We start from the raw sequence: 16,584 nt of genomic DNA, 5'->3' as shown, positions 1-16,584 counted from the left end.
TCAATTGTCGCTAGGGGCCAGTTCTAACTCTATCGTCTCGGCGTCGCGCAGCAGCAAAGGACATTCAGGTTCTGGGCAACGGGGATTGGCCGCCACCTTGTCCATGGCCTTCACCACCTCCAATCGGATCAGCCTCTGCAACTCCTGATCCGCTTGAATGGCTTCTAAAGTTCGGAGAGAGCCGTGAAAACTGGTGGCGTATCGAGGCTGGAGGTTGTTCAAAGCCAGGGCGGCAGCATCGTTACAGAATTTCTCGCAGAAGCAGTAGCGCTGTTGACTCTCCATCAGCAGGATTTCATTGACCATCTCCAGAACAGCCCGTTCCATTTGATTTTCCAGGCTCTTCAGAGGCTTATGTTGCTCCGCCATCGCTACCTCCTGATGTGAATCGAACCCGCCGCCAAGCCCCTGTCTTTCAGGGAGCAGGAGTGCCCTCGATTACCTTCGATGCTGCTCTACTCTCTGTTGACACGTCAAGTCAAGCCCTCTGCTGCCGACGCGAACAGCCTCTGGCCCGCTCCTATCCGTGCTTGAGGCAATCCAATCTGTCGTGTCAGGCATCATCAAAACCCAGAGAATTAACCAACACTCTTGGCAGACGGGCAGAAAGTCCACACAGCAACTCATAGGAAATAGTACCCAACTGATCGGCCCAATCCTGCACAGATAAACCCGCATTTGCCAGATTGGGGCCCAGCAGCTCCACCACATCCCCCACCTGGATATCCGGCCTCTCGGTTACATCCCACATGCATTGATCCATCGTGATTGTGCCCACCTGTTGGATCAAGCCGCCGCGCACCCATCCTCGCAGCCAGCCGGAAAGCCGCCGTGGGATCCCATCCGCATAGCCGATGGCCAGAGTGGCAATGCGACTGGGGCGAGAGGTGATGTAGCGATGCCCATAGCTCACGCCAGTTTGAGCAGGCACAGTTTGGATGTGGGACAGCCGCGCCTTGAGCCGCAGAATTGGCTGCAGACCTGGCACCGGCAAGTGAGGGGCAGGGGACAGGCCATAGAGGACCAACCCCAAACGCACACGGGAGTAGTGGAGATGGGTTAAAGCACCGGCTGAGTTATCCAGATGCAGCGCCGGTAAGGGATCCCCGGCTTGGCGGATCTGTTCCACCACCTGGGCAAAGCGGGCGTGCTGCTGTTCCATGACTGGAGAATGGGGCTCGTCCGCCGTCGCCAAATGGGAAAACAAGCTACAGCCTTCCAGCTCCGGGATCCGACAAATCTGCCCCCACACGGCTGCAGCTTCCTTCCAGGGGATCCCCAAACGGGTCATACCCGTATCCACGTTGACATGCACCGGGATGGGTCGCCCGGCCCAACGGGCTACCTGGCGCATCAGCGGGATTTGCTCTGCACAGGTGAGGCTGACCTCCAACCGGGCTGCCATGGCCTGCTGTAGTTCTGCCCAGGTATTCAAAGCTCCCAACACCAGAATCGGAGCCTGCAGCCCCGTTTGCCGCAACTCGATCCCTTCGGCCAGGGTGGCCACACATAGCCCCTTGGCCCCAGCCGCAATAGCCACGGGAGCCACCAACTGCGCCCCATGCCCGTAGGCATTGGCCTTCACCACCGCCCAGATCTCGACGTTTGAGCCTAGGCGCCTCTGCAACAGCCGCAGGTTTTCTCGCAGCTGGGCTGCGTCAATTTCCACCCAAGCCCGACTGGTCAACAGCTCCAGGTCGATGGCCCAATCCAGCTCCGCCAAGGAATTGGCCTTCTGGGATCCCTCTCTCCAAGTATTGCCCTGCACTCCCAGAGCAGCTGCTCTCAAAGTGCCCTGCGCCGCCGGCGCGACCGGTTCTCGATTCACCGTTCACCCCCCACACCCAAAACCCGTCCTGATTAGATTTAGGTTTAGCGCAAAGTCCACTCCGGCGCCATCCACAGCAACGGCACGTCTGGGATCCCAACAGCCTCGTTGCTCTCCAACAGCCGGCCCAGCCAAGCGGCTTGCCTTTGCGAGGACAGTCCTTGGCTTAACAGGCGTCGCAGGACTCGTTGGAAGCCCTCTCCCTCACCCGCCGGCGACAAAGAGGGATCCCCGGTCATGCGCCGCAGATCCTCCACCGCCTCCGTGTACCCCCCCAAAGCATCCACCAAGCCCACCTCCACAGCTTGCGCCCCGGTGAAGATGCGTCCATCGGCCAATTGTCGCACCCGGTCTTCATCCAAGCTCTGCCGTCGCGCGATCATCTCTGCTTCCAGCACCTCATCTGCCTTTTCTGGCAGGTGCTGGCGTCCTTGGGCCACATCGCGAATGAACTGCTCGAGGGTATCCTCCACCAAGTTTTGCAGAAGGCGCTGCTCTTGAGGAGTGGCACTGCGGAAAGGAGAGAGAAGGTCTTTGTACTCGCCGGTTTTGAAGGTCTGCGGCTCTATGCCGTAGTTCTCCAGCAACTTACCAAAGCTGAGGCCGCTGATGATAACCCCTATGCTGCCGGTCAGGGTGCCAGGGTTGGCATAGATTTTGTCGGCAGCGCTGGCCACGTAGTACCCCCCACTGGCAGCAATGTTTTCTAGGATAGCGATCACCGGCTTGTCCGCCTCGTGCAGAGCAGTTACGGCACGGTAGAGTTCCTGGCTGGATCCCACAGCTCCGCCGGGACTGTTGATGCGCAGCAATACAGCCTTGACAGAGGGATCCCGTGCTGCCTCCCGCAACTGTTCCACAGGAGAAGTGGGCAGGCCTACCAAAGTCGAACCCCCTGGGCCGCCTATCGTTCCTTCCAGGGTGACCACCTCGATGCGCTCCGCCCCCCGTGCGGCCTCTAGACCGACCCCGCCTCGGGTAGACTCTGGGGCAGGGCGCGTGCCCCCGACAATGGCCGCAATAAGGCAGACGACCAGCAAAGAAGCCGCCAAAATGCGGTTAAGCTGAGTTTCTTGTGTCACAGGCCCCTCAATTGCCACTGACTCCGTTCTACCACCCCGCGGGCTTCTCGCAACGTCTGACACCAAAAGGCTGAGAACCAAGCAAACTCCTCATCTCGGTTGAGCCATCCAAGCTATTGACAAGGATCCTCCACTTATTTACGATCAGGTTCCAGCGTTTTTTACCGCTGAGGCATCTTCTGCAGGTTGCCAGTGTAAGCTGGAGTAGAGGGTAGGATCCTTGAGCGGGATTCTGGCTCGAAGCCAAGTGATTGGGGCTTTAGCTCAGTTGGTAGAGCACTTCAATGGCATTGAAGGGGTCAGCGGTTCAAGTCCGCTAAGCTCCATCCCCAGAGGGCTGATAGCAGTCGTGGCTTCTATTACCATCTATTTCTACTGCTTGCGCTAGCGGGCCGGAGGCCTTAGCAGGAAGCAAGCGGTTGTTTGTTTCACCTTGACGGTGAGATAAGTGACTATGCGTTGCGAAACGGTTCAGCAACATCTCCCCAAGCCCAGACAGTCCTATCCAGCAAGGCTTCTGGGCTTCTTAAGTGTCCACAAAGGCTCGGCAAAATCTACCCCCAACTCCTCTCCTGTAAGGCGGCCTTCCCTCACCTCCGGCTTCTCTTCCCCTGGGAGAGGGGAGTTAGGGATCGACGCAGCAAGCCGTTTCATTGCTGTTTGAAATAATGAAAGTATTCTGCTTGGGAGCAAACCTTAGGCAGCAAGGGATCCTCCGCTGTTTTCACCCTTTCCACAGAGAGGATCCTGACCTATCTCAGGGGCTTCCACCAGGCGATTTCCCAACTCACGCTTGCCCCTCTCCCTGACGGCGGATTAAGAAGCGGATTTCCTGAAGGAGAACCTCAAAGCGTTGATCCGATTCAGCCTGCCGCTGCCTCAATTCTCTCAGCTCCTGCCGCAATTCCCGCACTTCCTGCCGCAATTCCAGGACAACCTCAGCGAGACGCCCCGAAAGAGTCTGCAAGGCAAGCTGAGCATCGGTAACCTGGGCAACTGTATTGGCCACCTTGGTCACAGCTTCGGCCAACTGGACAAAGCGCGTCTCAATTTCCTCATTGGTCATGGCCGGGTGTGTCTTGCTTGGCTAATGATTAGCTCATTCTACCCTGCACGGTATGGAGTGTCACTCTCTGAGAATGGGCCGCAATTTTGAGGAAAAACCGGCTGGCCAACGGGGGTTATCAACCCAGGGATCCCCCATTCGCGCAAGTCAGCTGGCCAGCGCTATGAGGGTGGTGTAAATCCCTTGGAGGGACGCAGTGGCCTGGCTCCAGAGGATGTGGGTTAACGACCACCTATCCAGACCCATGGCCCCGCACAACAGCAGCAGATACAGGTTGGCAAACGTGAAGAGCGAGGCCGCCCGATCTCGATTGCAGGGATCCTGCAGCAACTGCACCGCCTTCCAAACCAAGAGGGATCCCAGCAGCGCCGCCGCGCTCAGATAAAAGGATCCCAGCATCCCTAAGGGGTAAACCAGCAACAGGCTGACCGGAACCATCAGCAGCGCGTAGAGCAAAATCTGTGCGGCAGTGAGTCTTTCGCCCGCTACCACCGGCAGCATCGGCACCCCGGCACGGGCATAGTCTTCCCGCTTCAGAATGGCCAAAGCCCAGAAGTGGGGTGGAGTCCACAAAAAGATGATGGCGAACATCACCCACGCGGCCCAACTCAGCTCGCCTGTGGTTGCTGCCCAGCCCACCAAAGGTGGGATCGCTCCTGCCGCTCCACCGATGACAATATTTTGCGTGCTGGAACGCTTCAGCCAGTGGGTATAGACCCCCACATACACCAGGATCCCCGACATGGCCAAACCGGCAGCCAGCAGGTTGGTGAAAATAGCCAACAACCCAAAGGCAGCCAAAGCCAGGATCCCCGAAAAAATCAGAGCATCCCGCGCCCGGATTCGACCGGAAGGCAGGGGACGATGGCGGGTTCGCTCCATCATCCGATCGATATCGGTGTCATACACCATGTTGATGACGTTGGCTGCCGCCGCCGCCATTCCTCCCCCCAAAAGGGTGATGAAAAACCTGAACGGGTCGGTGTTGCCTGCCATCCACATGGCCCCAGCCGTCGTCATCAGCAAGAGGGCGATGATCTTGGGCTTCACCAACTGGCTGTAGCTGCGCAAAACCTGGACAAGCGCCTGGCGCTCGCACCCCAGAGCACATGGGCTCTGCTCAGAGGGGATCCCCCCCATCGGGTTCTGGTAGGAAGCCTGACGGTCGACTAAAACGCTATCTTGCATGAAATTCACTCACCGGTCATTTCTGTGGTCATGGCCATCCACTGGCCTTCTTCCCCCTGGGTTCGCATTCGCCAGGCCAGCACCGTAAAACCCAGCAGACAGGCCAGCAAAGCTGCCCCTGTCATCTGATGGGCCACCGTCAGAGGCTCCACCTGCAGCCGGTAATGATAGGTCAAAACACCGATCCCCACCTGGGCCAACAGCAGGCCAACAGACCCATGGCCCAAGAACTTGAGAAGGCGGGGGATCCGCTTGCGCCGCAGCCCGGTGGCCACCGCTACCGCCAACACCCCAAGGGTGGCCGGAGCAACCCCCAGCAAGTGGCTATTCATCACCCAGCACAGCTCGCCGGCAGCAAAGCATTGATGCAAAGCCCATTGGGAGGCCACCAAGGCGCCCAGAAGGCTCTGGACATACACCAGCAGCACCGCCCCCAAGCCCAGCCAAGGCAAGTAGCCGACGGAAAATGGCCCTTCACCCAGTCGCAGCGGCAGGATGGAGTCCTTAGAACCGGCTCTTGTCCAGATCAGTAATCCCAGGGTGAGCAAAGTGGCAAAAAACAGCAGGCCCGTGCCCAAGTGGGCCGTCACAATATCAAAGCGCAGCAGCTCCGTGACCGTCAGCCCACCCAGGATCCCTTGCATCAAGACCAGAACAAAAGCCCAGCTCAAACCCCAGGGCAGCCAAGTGGGCAATGCCTGACGCTTCAGCCAAGCAAACCCCATCAGAACCAGCGTAGCCAAGCCTACCCCAGAAGCCACCATGCGGTGAAACCATTCCAAAAAGACTTGTAGGTTCATCTGCTGGCTGGGCACAATTGCCCCGTAGCAAAGGGGCCAATCTGGACAGGACAGCCCAGCATTCATGACGCGGGTGGCACTGCCTAACCCCATCAGCAGCCAAGTGGCCAATGCTAACCCCAGTAGGGCTTGTCCCATACGCAGGGAAAGCTTGTCTGAGAGCACAGGATTCCGCTGGGAAGAAGGTTGGGATTGATGAAAGATCGAAGAATCCATTGCAGTTGAAGGCATAGCAAAGACTGGGCTGACGGCTCGAGCATCTGCACTGAAAAAGAGGCTGGGCTGAAAAAGCCTAGCCGGCTTGGTATCGGGCCATCTGGAAACAAAGACGCAGGTTACTCGCTGACTATTCCTCGAAGCCAATCCTAAATGCGGTTTTGTGGCTGGCGAAGGCTTTTTAAGAATTTCTTTCTCGGCGCACAGGTGTTCCGAATCCTAGGCACCTCTGGGAAGTCAAGCCAGCAGACCAATCCTTTTCCCCCTGGGAGAGGGGTCGCGGCAGCGGCGCGAAGCGTTTGGGCGGCAGCGGGAGTGTCTCAATCTCGTTTGGAATGACTACAATGCCTGAGCGCCAGAGGAAACCGATCAGCCAACTCCTCAACGACCAAAGAGGTTAGCTGCCAAAGTCCTTCCCACTGGCTCTGGTCGTGAAGATGAGGTAGCCGGGGGGTCATCAGCCCCAATAGGCTCAGGGGATAAGGGATCCTTATCATCGCCGCTGCAAGGGGCTATGGTGTTCAACCCAAGAAGATTGAAAAAAGGCTATCCCTGGGCAGAAGCTGGCCCGGAAATCGGTCTGCCAGGCCTGTAGCCACTAGCGAATGTACTGAGCCAAAGCCCGCGAAGAATATCCCACCCGCAACTTGCGCAGGGCATCCCGCTCGATCTGACGAATCCGCTCCCGCGTCAGGTTGAAGTGATCCCCCACCTCCCGCAGGGTTCTCGCCTGTTGCCCGTCTAACCCATAGCGCAACTCCAGCACTTGCCTCTCAATCGGCTTCAGGGTTTGCATGGCAGAACGCACATCCTGCTGCATCGATTGCACGAGGATCCCTTGAAAGGGCTGCTCTTGCCGCTCATCTTGCAGCAAATCTCCAAGGCGGCTTTCTCCTTCTTGGCCGACCGGCACATCCAGCGACAGGGGCAAAGCAGCAGCCTGCTGGATCATGCGCAGTTTCTTGACTTTAATGCCCAAGGCTTCTGCCAGCTCCGCTTCGGTGGGCCGCCTCCCCTGCAGCTTCATCAGCTCGCGGTTGGTGCGCTTGAGCAGGCGTACTTTGTCGACCATGTGTACCGGCAGGCGAATCGTCCGCGCTTGGTTGGCAATGCAGCGGGTAATGCCTTGGCGAATCCACCAATGGGCGTAGGTGCTGAAGCGAAACCCCCGTTCGGCATTGAATTTTTCGGTGGCCCGAATTAACCCGATATTGCCCTCTTGGATCAGATCCAAAAAGGGCACCCCCCGATTGAGGTATTTTTTGGCAACACTGACCACCAGGCGCAGGTTGGCGTTGACCAGCTTGCGCTGAGCCTGCTCCCCTTGTCGGATGCGGGAGCGAAGGGTGGATACGGAAATCTGCAGGGCCTCGGCCAGAGCCTCATCGCTGGGATCCTCCCCCCGCCGTTGCCGCCATTCCTGCCGGGCTTGGTCGATGAGGAGCTTTTGCTGAATTTTGCGCGACAACTCGATTTCCTCAGCGTGATCGATGCGGGGCACGCGACCGATGGTATTCAGGTAGTGATCGACAGCGTCTTCATTCAACCGGGATCCGCCGGCCCCTGGCTCTGAGTCAACTTCTGCGAGGTCGTCTTGAGGGGCAGACTCAGGGTCGAACCAGAGATCGTCGAACTCCTGAGGCGAAGAGGCAGAGTGTTCAGGATGAGGACGAGAAAAAACCACGGCCAGGTGAGGAGAGAACTTCATCTCCCAGTCTAAAAAGGTTTCTGCTGCTGCTGCGAGCGAAAATCGATCATGACCCTCTTTTTTGTCCGGAGATTTTTCCGCTTGGATGCGGGAACAGCAGGGGTCCCGTCCGCCAAGTCTTTGCAGGCAAGGGGTTGCCCGGCAAAAAGCGGTAAGCGATTTTCGATCTAGACCTTGAGGTAAGCTTGTTTGTGAGCCGGTTAGCTCAACGGCTGCCGGGTGGGATCCCAGAAAAAGGGAACCTTGCCAGCTCAGGCTACCATGTGAGGATCCCTCAACTTCCTCAGTCTGGACAAAGAATATTTACGGCTTTCTGCTCCTATGGAGTCTAACGACCGGCACCATCCATCGGCCAACTTGATTGGGGAACGGGTGCGCTGGGTACGGGAGAAGCTGCAACTCACCCAAGATCAACTGGCGGGTCGCTTGGCCAAGTACGGTGTGCAGTTGGACTACGTCAAAATTGGCCAGGTGGAAAAGGGAAAACGGCGCGTCATTGACAAAGAACTGGTGGCCTTTGCCAAGGCGTTGGGGGTATCGGTCACTTGGCTGCTGAGCGGAGATGAATCCCACCTGTAGCGGCCTGCGGGAAAGTACATCCGATACAGGGATCCCGAACAAAAGGACGTGAAGATACTTAAATACCTTGTACTCTCGGACGTGATCTCAGTCATTTTCCGTGTAAACACGGTAGGCTGGACTCATGAATAGATTGGCTTGAGGCCAAACCCCAGCTTTTCCTTGACCATCCGCGGGGGTGGGAAAAGCAGAGAGATACAGCGCCGCGCCGGAAGTACGGGTTTTTCCAAGAAGGATCTGGATCACAGGCTTCTTCACCTAAACTTGATATTGTTGACTTGGCGTTAAGCTGCCGCCGTCTATCTGGCCGTCTATCTGTTTGTGTGAGGTTTGCCGATGCTCTCTTTCTTCTTCAATTCCAACAAGGCCAACAACCGACAAACCGGAGGCCACCGTGTGCCTGCTGCGAGCAAAACCACAGGCACGCAACGGATCCCCAACTACAGCCGCCTGTCCGCTCCCCATGAAGTGCTCAAGCAGGAAAGGCAGATCAAGCGGGAGCAAGAGTTTACAGAAATGGAGCAAAACATCAATCGCATTCGCTACTTCTACCAAAAAGCAGATATGCCCCTGGAGATGCGACAAATTCTGACCTACCGTAAGCTGATGGAGCTGGACTACTTTACCCCGCAGGCGGCAAAAGAGCTGCTCAAGCAATGGCAGCAGCAGGAAAAGCAGGAGCAAGAACGCCGTCGGGCTTGAGAAAAGGACTACCTCCAGCAGAGTTTGGGCAGCCGAACCCTGGCAAGTGGGCTTGTTGAGCCAAGAGTTCCCGGTCTCCAGGTGGGGGAGCGTCTACGGGTAAAGGCCGCGATCCTGTAGGGCTTGGGCCACTCGGCCTACCCCTAGGGTGTAGGCAGCCAGTCGCAGCGACACTTGCCGCCGTTCTGCCTCCTGCACCACCCGTTCAAAGGCACGTACCATCAGACCTTCCATTTCTTGATAAACTCGCTCTTCATCCCAGAAGACGTAAGAGAGTCCCTGCACCCACTCCAGATAGCTCACCACCACTCCACCGGCATTGGTTAGGATATCTGGCAATACCTGGATCCCTCGCGATTCCAAAATCCGGTCGGCGGCAAGGGTGGTTGGCCCGTTGGCAGCTTCTGCCACAATCCGGGCTTGAATTTGGTGGGCATTGGCTTCGGTAATTTGGTTTTCTAGAGCAGCAGGGATCAACACATCCGCTTTTTGCACCAGCAGGTCGGCATTGCTAATGGGCTCAGCCTGTGGAAAGCCCGCCATGCGGCCTCCCCGTTCCTTCATGTAAGCTTTGAGGGCGGGGATATCCAGTCCTTTGGGGTTATAAAGGCCCCCAGAACTGCCGGAAACCGCCACAATCTTAGCTCCCGCCTCATGCAGCAAGCTGGCCGCTGCCCCGCCCACATTGCCAAAGCCTTGGATCAACACCGTTGCCCCTGCCAGGGATCCACCATGTCGGGCCAAGGCTTCCCGTACCGTGATCATCACCCCCCGTCCGGTGGCCAGTTCTCGCCCTCGGGATCCCCCAATCGAGAGAGGTTTGCCCGTCACCACTCCCGGCACCGCATGCCCAACATTCATGGAATAGGTATCCATCACCCAGGCCATCTCGCGGGCGGAAGTTCCCATGTCTGGAGCGGGGATATCCTCTGCAGGGCCGATATCCTTGATCAGCTCGCTGGTGTAACGGCGGGTAATGCGCTCCAGCTCCGAGACCGAATAACGCTTGGGATCGAGGGGGATCCCCCCTTTGGCCCCACCGTAGGGAATGCCCATAAGGGCACATTTCCAGGTCATGAGCATCGCTAAGGCCGATACCTCTTCAAGGGTGACCGCGGGATGGTAGCGGATCCCCCCTTTGTAGGGGCCGAGAACGTTGCAATGCTGCACCCGATGGCCGGCCAGCACTTGGATGTGTCCGTTGTCCAGCCGCACGGGGATCGCCACCGTCACCACTTTGCGGGGGGTGCTGAGGATCGCCACCCAGCCGGGATCCAGCTTCAGCTCGCGAGCTGCCCAATCCAGGTAGCTACAAGCCTGGGCAAAGGGACAGATGTGGGCGGGAGAGGGAGGGGCAGAAGAGGCGAGCATGGGACTTGCAGCCATGGTGGAGAAGAAGAAAGGGCTGTTTCCACGCTATACCGCCGGGGACGGGAGAGGAACGTTTTGTAGCAAGCGTTACAAATAATTGAGGATCTGGATCAAGACGAAACAGAGGCCGGCACTGGCCAGGGGCACGGTCAGGTTATCCAACCCCCACCAAGAGAACACCTCCAGTCCCATAGCCATCCCTCCCACCAAAAGGCTCACTCCGAGCAAAGGGAGAGAGAAGCCAAAGTACCCCAGCAGCAGAGCTGCAATCACCAAGCTGCTCACCGCCCACATGGTCAGGGATCCCTCCCAGCTTTTTTGAATGGATCCCAGTTGGTAGGGGTGTTTGCCCCAAGTTTTGCCCACCAACCCTGCCAAGGCGTCGGCCCACGTCATCACCAATATGCCGATCACCGCGAAGACCTGTCGCTGGGGACGCCAAAACCAAAACAGCAACAGACCAATGCTGATGGCGTAGAAACAGGTGCCAAAGCTGCGGCGACCGACTCCATTCAAGCTGGGCAAGATGGCCACCCGGTAGGAGAGCAGCGCCAAGCCGGCAAACACCAGAGAGAATCCCACCCCTAGCCAGCGAGGCACTTGCAAAGCCCAAGCCAACAAAATGATATTGCCCACACCAATGTGAATGGCCTTGCGCACCCATTCCCCGTCCACCTGCCGGGAGCGCAGCCATTCCGCAAAAGCAAATACGGCGGCCAGCCAGAGAGCATAGCAAGCAAGCTGCTGGGCCAGGCCCATAAAACGGCCTCAGAGGGTTTTCAAGTAGCTGAGCAGATCTGCCATCTCCTGAGGATCCGGCTGGAACTGGGGCATGGGAGGCGTTTTGCCACCGGTCACCTGCTGAATAATAAACCGATCCGAGCGGCGGCTGCTCACCCCCCGCAGACTGGGCCCTACCCGGCCATCCGCTTCTTCTCCGTGGCAGGCTGCACAGTTGAGGGCAAACAAGGATGCACCATGGCTAACCTGCCCCTGTAAGCTGAGGACGGCTTCCGTGTAGGGATCCAGACGAGCCTCAGCACTTAGCCAAGCCCAGGTCAATATCGCCAGCCCTAGGCCGAGGAGGGCAAGACCCAGCCGAGTTTTTTGAGACCAGACACTTGTAAAGAATCGCTGCAAGGATTTGAGAAAGGGTTGTAAACGTCGTTGGGATGGAGGCTGAAGTCGCTTTTGCTCAAACTCAACCCAACTGCCAGTTGACGACTGGCTGCTGCAGGATTGAGGAGTGTCTGAGAGGGAGGGAGACACAGACAACGCTGAGAGAAACCGTTTCAATCTTTTACATTTCAACCAACACGATAACTCAGGAGCCTTTCCCTGCCAATAATCTGTAAAGGTATTTACTTTTTCTTAATGGTTGGCTGGGCCACGTGAGACTTTGATCCCTCTGAGGGGGAACGGTTGGGAAAGAGCCGCCCCATCACCTCCGCTTGGGCCCAGGGATCCCGGTTGAGGCTGTGGATGGCATTGGCCCATGGAAAGTGCGCCCGCAGGCGACGGTAGAGAGATAAATTACCGTAAATGACGACGGCTGCCACCCGCTCCCGATGCTGTTGCAGCCAATCCAGCACATAGTTGGGCAAGGGATTCCCAAGGAAACCTTGGAAAATCAACCCTGGGGCGTTGTCTAGAGCGGCTTCCAACCAAGGCAGGGGGGTAAGGGCATCGCTGAGCACAGGAAGCATGCCCAGGGCAGCCGGAACATGGAGGGCGGGAGACTGCAACTGCACATCGGCAGCACCCAAGGGGGGATCCTGCCAGATCCAGTTCAACCATCCGGGCTCTGCGGGCGGGCTGAGGGGCCGGCCTCCTTCCACGCCACCGCGGGCCATAGCCGCTTGACAGAGGGCGATATCCTTCTCGGCCAAGAGGGATCTCAGCTGTGCGGCTCTGTGCAGAGCAGAGGTCAGGTGGGAGCGCCTGTTGAACAACTTTCCCAACGCCGTTCGCGTCCGCGGAACGGAGTCCTTGTCCTTGGAGATGGGATCCCCCAGCAGCAAAGGCTTCAGTTGCTCGGCGGGAGAGCCACGGTTGAGGGCCGGATCCGTGGGATCCTTGGCTCCCATCCATCCGCCAAGGGCGCTGAAGTCGGTTTCTGCCAGGGCCGGCCACACCTGTTTGAGGAGAGCTGAGGCGGCGGGTAGGAGTCGCTGTTTGGCCCGCAGCACCCGCGTCACCGACTGGGCAAGCTGGTCTGTGCTGAGGGATCCCTGTTGCACCGCTTCCAAAACGGCTGCCAAGGATGCCGTTGGATCGGGGGGGGTCAGAATCAGATCGGCACCGGCCTGGAAAGCCCGCACGGCCAATGAGTTGGGAAAGGACTCCGTCCCGCTAACGCGAACGGCCAGCTCTGCCAGAAAGCCTTGATCGAGGCTATCCACGACGATAAGCCCACCAAACCCCCATTCCTGGCGCAGCAGTTGGGTCAGCCGCTCCGGCAGCAGGGTGATAGGCCAGCGCTCATCCCACTCCGGCAGCACCACGTGGGAAACCAAGATCGCCCCCACCTGCTCCACCAAACCTCGAAAGGGCAGCCAAGGCCCCTCTTGAAGCTGGGCTAGGGTCAGGGTTAATCGGGGGCACCAGGGGGTGTCTGTTGTCTTTGGGGATGGCTTCAGTCCGGCCTGAACCGGATCCCTCCAGCCTTTGCCCGGAAAAGAGCTGGCTGTGGTTAGGATCCCGCCTGTGCTGCCCGGGGTGGCTTGCTCACATCCGCGCACAAAAGCTCGCGCCAGTTGCAAAGCAGATAGGGGATCCTCCGCCAAAGCCAGCTCCCCCAGTGGCTCTGCCACCGGGCTGAGCAACCAATTGATGCCGATGGCCGCCGCCTCCCGCGCCGTGATCCGCCCCCACTGCTCGGCCCAGCGCTCGGCTTCCGCCCCCAGGCGGCTCAACCCTAGAGGATGGGGGAAAGGGGTCGCCCCCTGCAGGGCCAGCCCCCGCCCGACCTCGGCTGCCACCAAAAGGGGCAGAGCCGCCCAAGACTGGGCCTCCTCGATCAGCAGCAGGGCCTCGGCCACGTGGCCATCCGTGAGCCAGATGCCCCCGATCCCCACCTCCTGGATAAGCCGTTTGAGGATCTCTCGGGGAGGAGACTGGGATCCCAGACGGGCCGAGACCGGCACCACCAACAGTTGGGCTACCTGCCGAGCTAGGGATAAGGGTCGATCCAGTTCCTCAAGCGGAGATCCGGAAACACTCATAGGCACAGCCGAAAGTTCGTCAGCAAGGGGAACTGCTCCCTTTGCAGAAACGCAGATCATGATAGCCACTCCTGCCGGTTGCGGCTCGCAGCGGGCTGTTGAGGGCTAACGAGAAAGCCGACAACGGTCACAGGTGCCACAGGGCAGGCCGGGCTGCTCCCCAGGGTAGCCAAAATAGGGCAAGATCGCCTGCCACCGACAGCCGCGGGCGTGGATGAGGGCTTCCATCCCTTGCCAGGGATCCTCTCGTCTTAAAGGCTGCCAACGGCGGTGCAACACCTGAAAGTGAAAGGGATCCGGCCAGTGCAGGCAGCCCATCTCCTGCAATAGACCCAGGGCCACCCGTACCTCTCCAGGCGGCAGGTCGGCGTAGGATCCCTGCTGGGGTAGGGTTTGGAGCAGGTGGCGTGCTCGGGCCTGAAGGCGCTCCTGCTGGGAATAAAAATAGGCCTGGCGCCGGCGATCGCTGGGATCCAGCATGCCCGTCGGCTCCGAGACCAGCATCAGGGCCCGACAAGGGCCACCATCCCGACCGCCTCGTCCCACCTCTTGCAAATAATCCATCAAGCTGGGCGGGGGATGAAAGTGCAGCACCCAACGCACGTCCGGCTTGTTGATGCCCATGCCAAGGGCGTTGGTGCAGACCAGAAAGCGCAGTTCCCCCTGCAGCCAGGCCCGTTCCAGCCGACGGCGGGATCCCGCTTCCAGCCCCCCGTGATAGGTGGCGGTTTTCAAGTTCTGTCGGCCCAGCCACTCGGCCAGCTCTTCCCCATCCCGCCGGGTGCGCACATACACCAGACCCGAGCCGGGATTTTCCCCCAGGAATCGCAGCAGACGGCGACGACGATGCGCCGGGCTCCAGGCTATCGCGACATTGAGGGAGATATTGGCCCGCAGGGGATCGGCGCGAATGCACTCCGGATCCCGCAGCTCTAGGATTTGGCTGAGGCGGCTGCAGGTTTGGGGGTCAGCCGTGGCGGTAAAAGCGGCAATGGGAAAGGAGGACTTCACCGGGGCCAGAGCCGGGCGCAGCAATCCCAGACGGCGGTAGTCGGGCCGGAAGGATCCTCCCCAATGCACCAACGTGTGGGCCTCATCCACGATCAGGCCGTTGATGTGCACCTGAGGCTGTTGCAGCCGTTGCCAAACGGGGGGGCTGAATAGGGTCTCCGGCCCCAGATAGAGCAGGCGCAGTCGGTTTTCCTCAAGGGCCTTCAACACCCGCTTGCGCAGGGCTGGATCCAGTTCGCTGTGGAGACAGGCTGCCGGCAGCTTGCGTTTCCAGAGATCCTGAACTTGGTCTTCCATCAGGGCGATTAGGGGTGAAACCACCAGCGTCACCCCTGTTTGCAGCAGGGCTACTAGCTGAAAGCACAGGGATTTGCCAAACCCCGTCGGCAACACCACCAGCGCGTCGCGCTTGTCCAGCAGAGTTTGGATCACCTGATCCTGCGGTGGGCGCAGCGTCTCGTAACCCCAGTGTTGCTTGAGGGCCTGTTGGATTTGCTGCCAATCTTGCAAACGGCAACCCCCTTTTCAACAATTTCCTTCAGCAATCTACAGCGATTTCGGGAGAAGCTGTCTTATAGGCTATTTCAAATCCCGCTGAACCTGCTAGCTCCCCTCTCCCAAGGGGTGAGGGCGCAGAGGATCGGCCCCACCGGCTTGCCTGTAGGGGATCCCTGTCACACCTATCCCCGTGTCCAGGGGGCTGGGATCAGGATCCCCGGCAGAGAAGGGATTCTCACCTGCTGCATGGGTGAAGGTGTCGATGGCGGCGGGCTTGTGCGATCCTAGAGCTGGGACTTCCCGCCTGCTTCGATACTTTTCCCATGACTGCCCTCGACTCCTCGCGCCTGCTCCAGCCCAGAACGGCCTCTGTTCACCGTCGCACTGGAGAAACGGATGTCCAAATTCATCTGAACCTGGATGGCAGCGGGCGCCATGAGATCGATACTGGGATCCCCTTTTTGGATCACATGCTGGCCCAGCTCAGCACCCACGGGTTGATCGATTTGCAGATCAAGGCCATAGGGGATCTGCACATCGACGATCACCACACCAACGAAGATGTGGGCATCACGCTGGGACAGGCTCTGGCGCAGGCTTTGCAGGATCGGCGGGGCATTCATCGCTTCGGCCATTTTTGGGCGCCTTTGGATGAAGCCCTGGTGCAGGTGGTGCTGGATTTTTCGGGTCGCCCTCACCTCAGCTATGGCCTGGAGCTGCCCACAGAGCGCATTGGCCGCTACGAAACCCAGTTGGTGCGGGAGTTTTATCAGGCGGTGGTCAACCACGCCCAGCTTACCTTGCACATTCGCCAAGCTGCCGGTCTCAACGCCCACCACATTGTCGAGGCCAGTTTTAAGGCGTTTGCCCGTGCCCTGCGCATGGCTGTAGAACGGGATCCCCGCCGACAAGAAGGGATCCCCAGTTCGAAGGGAGTACTCTAGGCATGAACTGGCCACGGAGACTGTTGGCCTTGGCTCTAGGATTGGGGACAGTTTTCTTCGGTCTGGACCAGATGGGGGGTGCAGAGCGCTTGGGGGTGTTTCTGCCGCCTTTGTTTGATTGAGTTCTCCTTGCCCGTGGAGGATCTGGCCCAGTTTGCTCACAATGGCACGGTGAGCCGGCAGTTGGATTTTTATCTGCGGCGGCTTACGCCAGAGCAGCAGGCAGCTTTGGCAGATTTGCTCACACGCGATTTTGATCCCAGCACCTCTGCGCACTACTTTGATTCGAGACGTAAACTACCCGACCCTGACTGCTTCGCAGTACAGGGCGGGCTTTCGGTAGCCCTGCAGTTGGCAAGCCAACCAC

Annotated in this window: 15 protein-coding genes, 1 tRNA gene and 1 pseudogene; 5 read left to right on the top strand and 12 right to left on the bottom strand. The window is 58.8% G+C overall.

Annotated elements, in window-relative coordinates; genetic code table 11:
- The 3 genes from NW828_RS04975 to sppA all read right to left on the bottom strand — a co-directional run bounded on the left by NW828_RS04975 (position 1) and on the right by sppA (position 2,910).
- Positions 1 to 369, bottom strand: a complete 369-nt coding sequence (locus NW828_RS04975) for a late competence development ComFB family protein (RefSeq protein ID WP_414330167.1) — start codon at positions 367 to 369, stop codon at positions 1 to 3.
- A 184-nt stretch (positions 370 to 553) separates the two neighbouring features.
- Complete coding sequence (gene alr, locus NW828_RS04970) at positions 554 to 1,828, bottom strand: alanine racemase (protein ID WP_414382060.1); 1,275 nt, start codon at positions 1,826 to 1,828, stop codon at positions 554 to 556.
- A gap of 44 nt (positions 1,829 to 1,872) precedes the next feature.
- Positions 1,873 to 2,910, bottom strand: coding sequence for a signal peptide peptidase SppA (gene sppA, locus NW828_RS04965; RefSeq protein WP_414382058.1), 1,038 nt, complete (start codon positions 2,908 to 2,910; stop codon positions 1,873 to 1,875).
- Between the two features lie 253 nt (positions 2,911 to 3,163).
- Between sppA and NW828_RS04960 the strand changes: the two genes are divergently transcribed.
- Positions 3,164 to 3,236, top strand: a tRNA-Ala gene (locus NW828_RS04960).
- Positions 3,237 to 3,697: 461 nt separating this feature from the next.
- Here the strand turns inward: NW828_RS04960 and NW828_RS04955 are convergent.
- From NW828_RS04955 to NW828_RS04940, 4 genes are all read right to left on the bottom strand, one after another.
- Entirely contained in the window at positions 3,698 to 3,976 is a 279-nt protein-coding gene (locus NW828_RS04955; RefSeq protein ID WP_414382055.1) for a hypothetical protein, read from the bottom strand.
- Between the two features lie 147 nt (positions 3,977 to 4,123).
- Entirely contained in the window at positions 4,124 to 5,116 is a 993-nt protein-coding gene (locus tag NW828_RS04950) for a heme o synthase (protein WP_414382110.1), read from the bottom strand.
- A 53-nt stretch (positions 5,117 to 5,169) separates the two neighbouring features.
- A complete protein-coding gene (locus NW828_RS04945) occupies positions 5,170 to 6,129 on the bottom strand; it encodes a COX15/CtaA family protein (RefSeq protein ID WP_414382052.1) in 960 nt (319 codons plus the stop codon).
- A gap of 649 nt (positions 6,130 to 6,778) precedes the next feature.
- Positions 6,779 to 7,888 (bottom strand): RpoD/SigA family RNA polymerase sigma factor, encoded by a 1,110-nt coding sequence (locus NW828_RS04940; RefSeq protein WP_414351534.1) that lies wholly within the window; start codon positions 7,886 to 7,888, stop codon positions 6,779 to 6,781.
- 321 nt (positions 7,889 to 8,209) lie between these two features.
- Between NW828_RS04940 and NW828_RS04935 the strand changes: the two genes are divergently transcribed.
- Together NW828_RS04935 and NW828_RS04930 are read left to right on the top strand one after the other, a co-directional pair.
- Positions 8,210 to 8,467 (top strand): helix-turn-helix domain-containing protein, encoded by a 258-nt coding sequence (locus NW828_RS04935; protein WP_041436246.1) that lies wholly within the window; start codon positions 8,210 to 8,212, stop codon positions 8,465 to 8,467.
- Between the two features lie 396 nt (positions 8,468 to 8,863).
- Complete coding sequence (locus tag NW828_RS04930; protein WP_414382050.1) at positions 8,864 to 9,169, top strand: hypothetical protein; 306 nt, start codon at positions 8,864 to 8,866, stop codon at positions 9,167 to 9,169.
- 93 nt (positions 9,170 to 9,262) lie between these two features.
- On the opposite strand, the gene NW828_RS04925 is transcribed toward NW828_RS04930, so the two are convergent.
- The 5 genes from NW828_RS04925 to NW828_RS04905 form a co-directional block, all read right to left on the bottom strand.
- The gene (locus tag NW828_RS04925) at positions 9,263 to 10,540 is read right to left on the bottom strand and encodes a Glu/Leu/Phe/Val family dehydrogenase (protein ID WP_414382047.1); all 1,278 of its coding nucleotides are present in this window, start codon (positions 10,538 to 10,540) and stop codon (positions 9,263 to 9,265) included.
- An 87-nt stretch (positions 10,541 to 10,627) separates the two neighbouring features.
- Positions 10,628 to 11,299, bottom strand: coding sequence for a diacylglycerol/polyprenol kinase family protein (locus tag NW828_RS04920; protein ID WP_414382045.1), 672 nt, complete (start codon positions 11,297 to 11,299; stop codon positions 10,628 to 10,630).
- Between the two features lie 9 nt (positions 11,300 to 11,308).
- Entirely contained in the window at positions 11,309 to 11,602 is a 294-nt protein-coding gene (locus tag NW828_RS04915) for a c-type cytochrome (RefSeq protein WP_369791762.1), read from the bottom strand.
- Between the two features lie 299 nt (positions 11,603 to 11,901).
- Positions 11,902 to 13,764: a glycoside hydrolase family 3 N-terminal domain-containing protein gene (locus tag NW828_RS04910; protein WP_414382043.1), complete on the bottom strand. Its 1,863-nt coding sequence runs from the start codon at positions 13,762 to 13,764 to the stop codon at positions 11,902 to 11,904.
- 105 nt (positions 13,765 to 13,869) lie between these two features.
- Positions 13,870 to 15,285 carry a RecQ family ATP-dependent DNA helicase gene (locus NW828_RS04905; RefSeq protein WP_414382040.1) on the bottom strand — a complete coding sequence of 472 codons (1,416 nt, stop codon included), beginning with the start codon at positions 15,283 to 15,285 and terminating at the stop codon, positions 13,870 to 13,872.
- 311 nt (positions 15,286 to 15,596) lie between these two features.
- On the opposite strand from NW828_RS04905, the gene hisB reads away from it, so the two are divergent.
- Both hisB and NW828_RS04895 read left to right on the top strand, forming a co-directional pair.
- Positions 15,597 to 16,217 carry an imidazoleglycerol-phosphate dehydratase HisB gene (gene hisB, locus NW828_RS04900; protein ID WP_011432314.1) on the top strand — a complete coding sequence of 207 codons (621 nt, stop codon included), beginning with the start codon at positions 15,597 to 15,599 and terminating at the stop codon, positions 16,215 to 16,217.
- A gap of 78 nt (positions 16,218 to 16,295) precedes the next feature.
- Positions 16,296 to 16,418, top strand: a pseudogene (locus NW828_RS04895) (alpha/beta hydrolase); the annotation flags it as partial.
- Between the last annotated feature and the right edge of the window lie 166 nt (positions 16,419 to 16,584).

It is taken from the genome of Synechococcus sp. W55.2 (genome assembly GCF_047461635.1).
In the GTDB taxonomy this organism is placed as follows: domain Bacteria; phylum Cyanobacteriota; class Cyanobacteriia; order Thermostichales; family Thermostichaceae; genus Thermostichus.
Note: the sequence above shows the minus strand (reverse complement) of the source record. Positions and strands in the feature narration are given on the sequence as shown.

Coding starts and splice junctions, on each gene's coding strand:
- NW828_RS04975 (WP_414330167.1), bottom strand. CDS start 369: ATGGCGGAGCAACATAAGCCTCTGAAGAGCCTGGAAAATCAAATGGAA.
- NW828_RS04955 (WP_414382055.1), bottom strand. CDS start 3,976: ATGACCAATGAGGAAATTGAGACGCGCTTTGTCCAGTTGGCCGAAGCT.
- NW828_RS04950 (WP_414382110.1), bottom strand. CDS start 5,116: ATGGGGGGGATCCCCTCTGAGCAGAGCCCATGTGCTCTGGGGTGCGAG.
- NW828_RS04940 (WP_414351534.1), bottom strand. CDS start 7,888: ATGAAGTTCTCTCCTCACCTGGCCGTGGTTTTTTCTCGTCCTCATCCT.
- NW828_RS04935 (WP_041436246.1), top strand. CDS start 8,210: ATGGAGTCTAACGACCGGCACCATCCATCGGCCAACTTGATTGGGGAA.
- NW828_RS04925 (WP_414382047.1), bottom strand. CDS start 10,540: ATGCTCGCCTCTTCTGCCCCTCCCTCTCCCGCCCACATCTGTCCCTTT.
- NW828_RS04920 (WP_414382045.1), bottom strand. CDS start 11,299: ATGGGCCTGGCCCAGCAGCTTGCTTGCTATGCTCTCTGGCTGGCCGCC.
- NW828_RS04910 (WP_414382043.1), bottom strand. CDS start 13,764: ATGAGTGTTTCCGGATCTCCGCTTGAGGAACTGGATCGACCCTTATCC.
- hisB (WP_011432314.1), top strand. CDS start 15,597: ATGACTGCCCTCGACTCCTCGCGCCTGCTCCAGCCCAGAACGGCCTCT.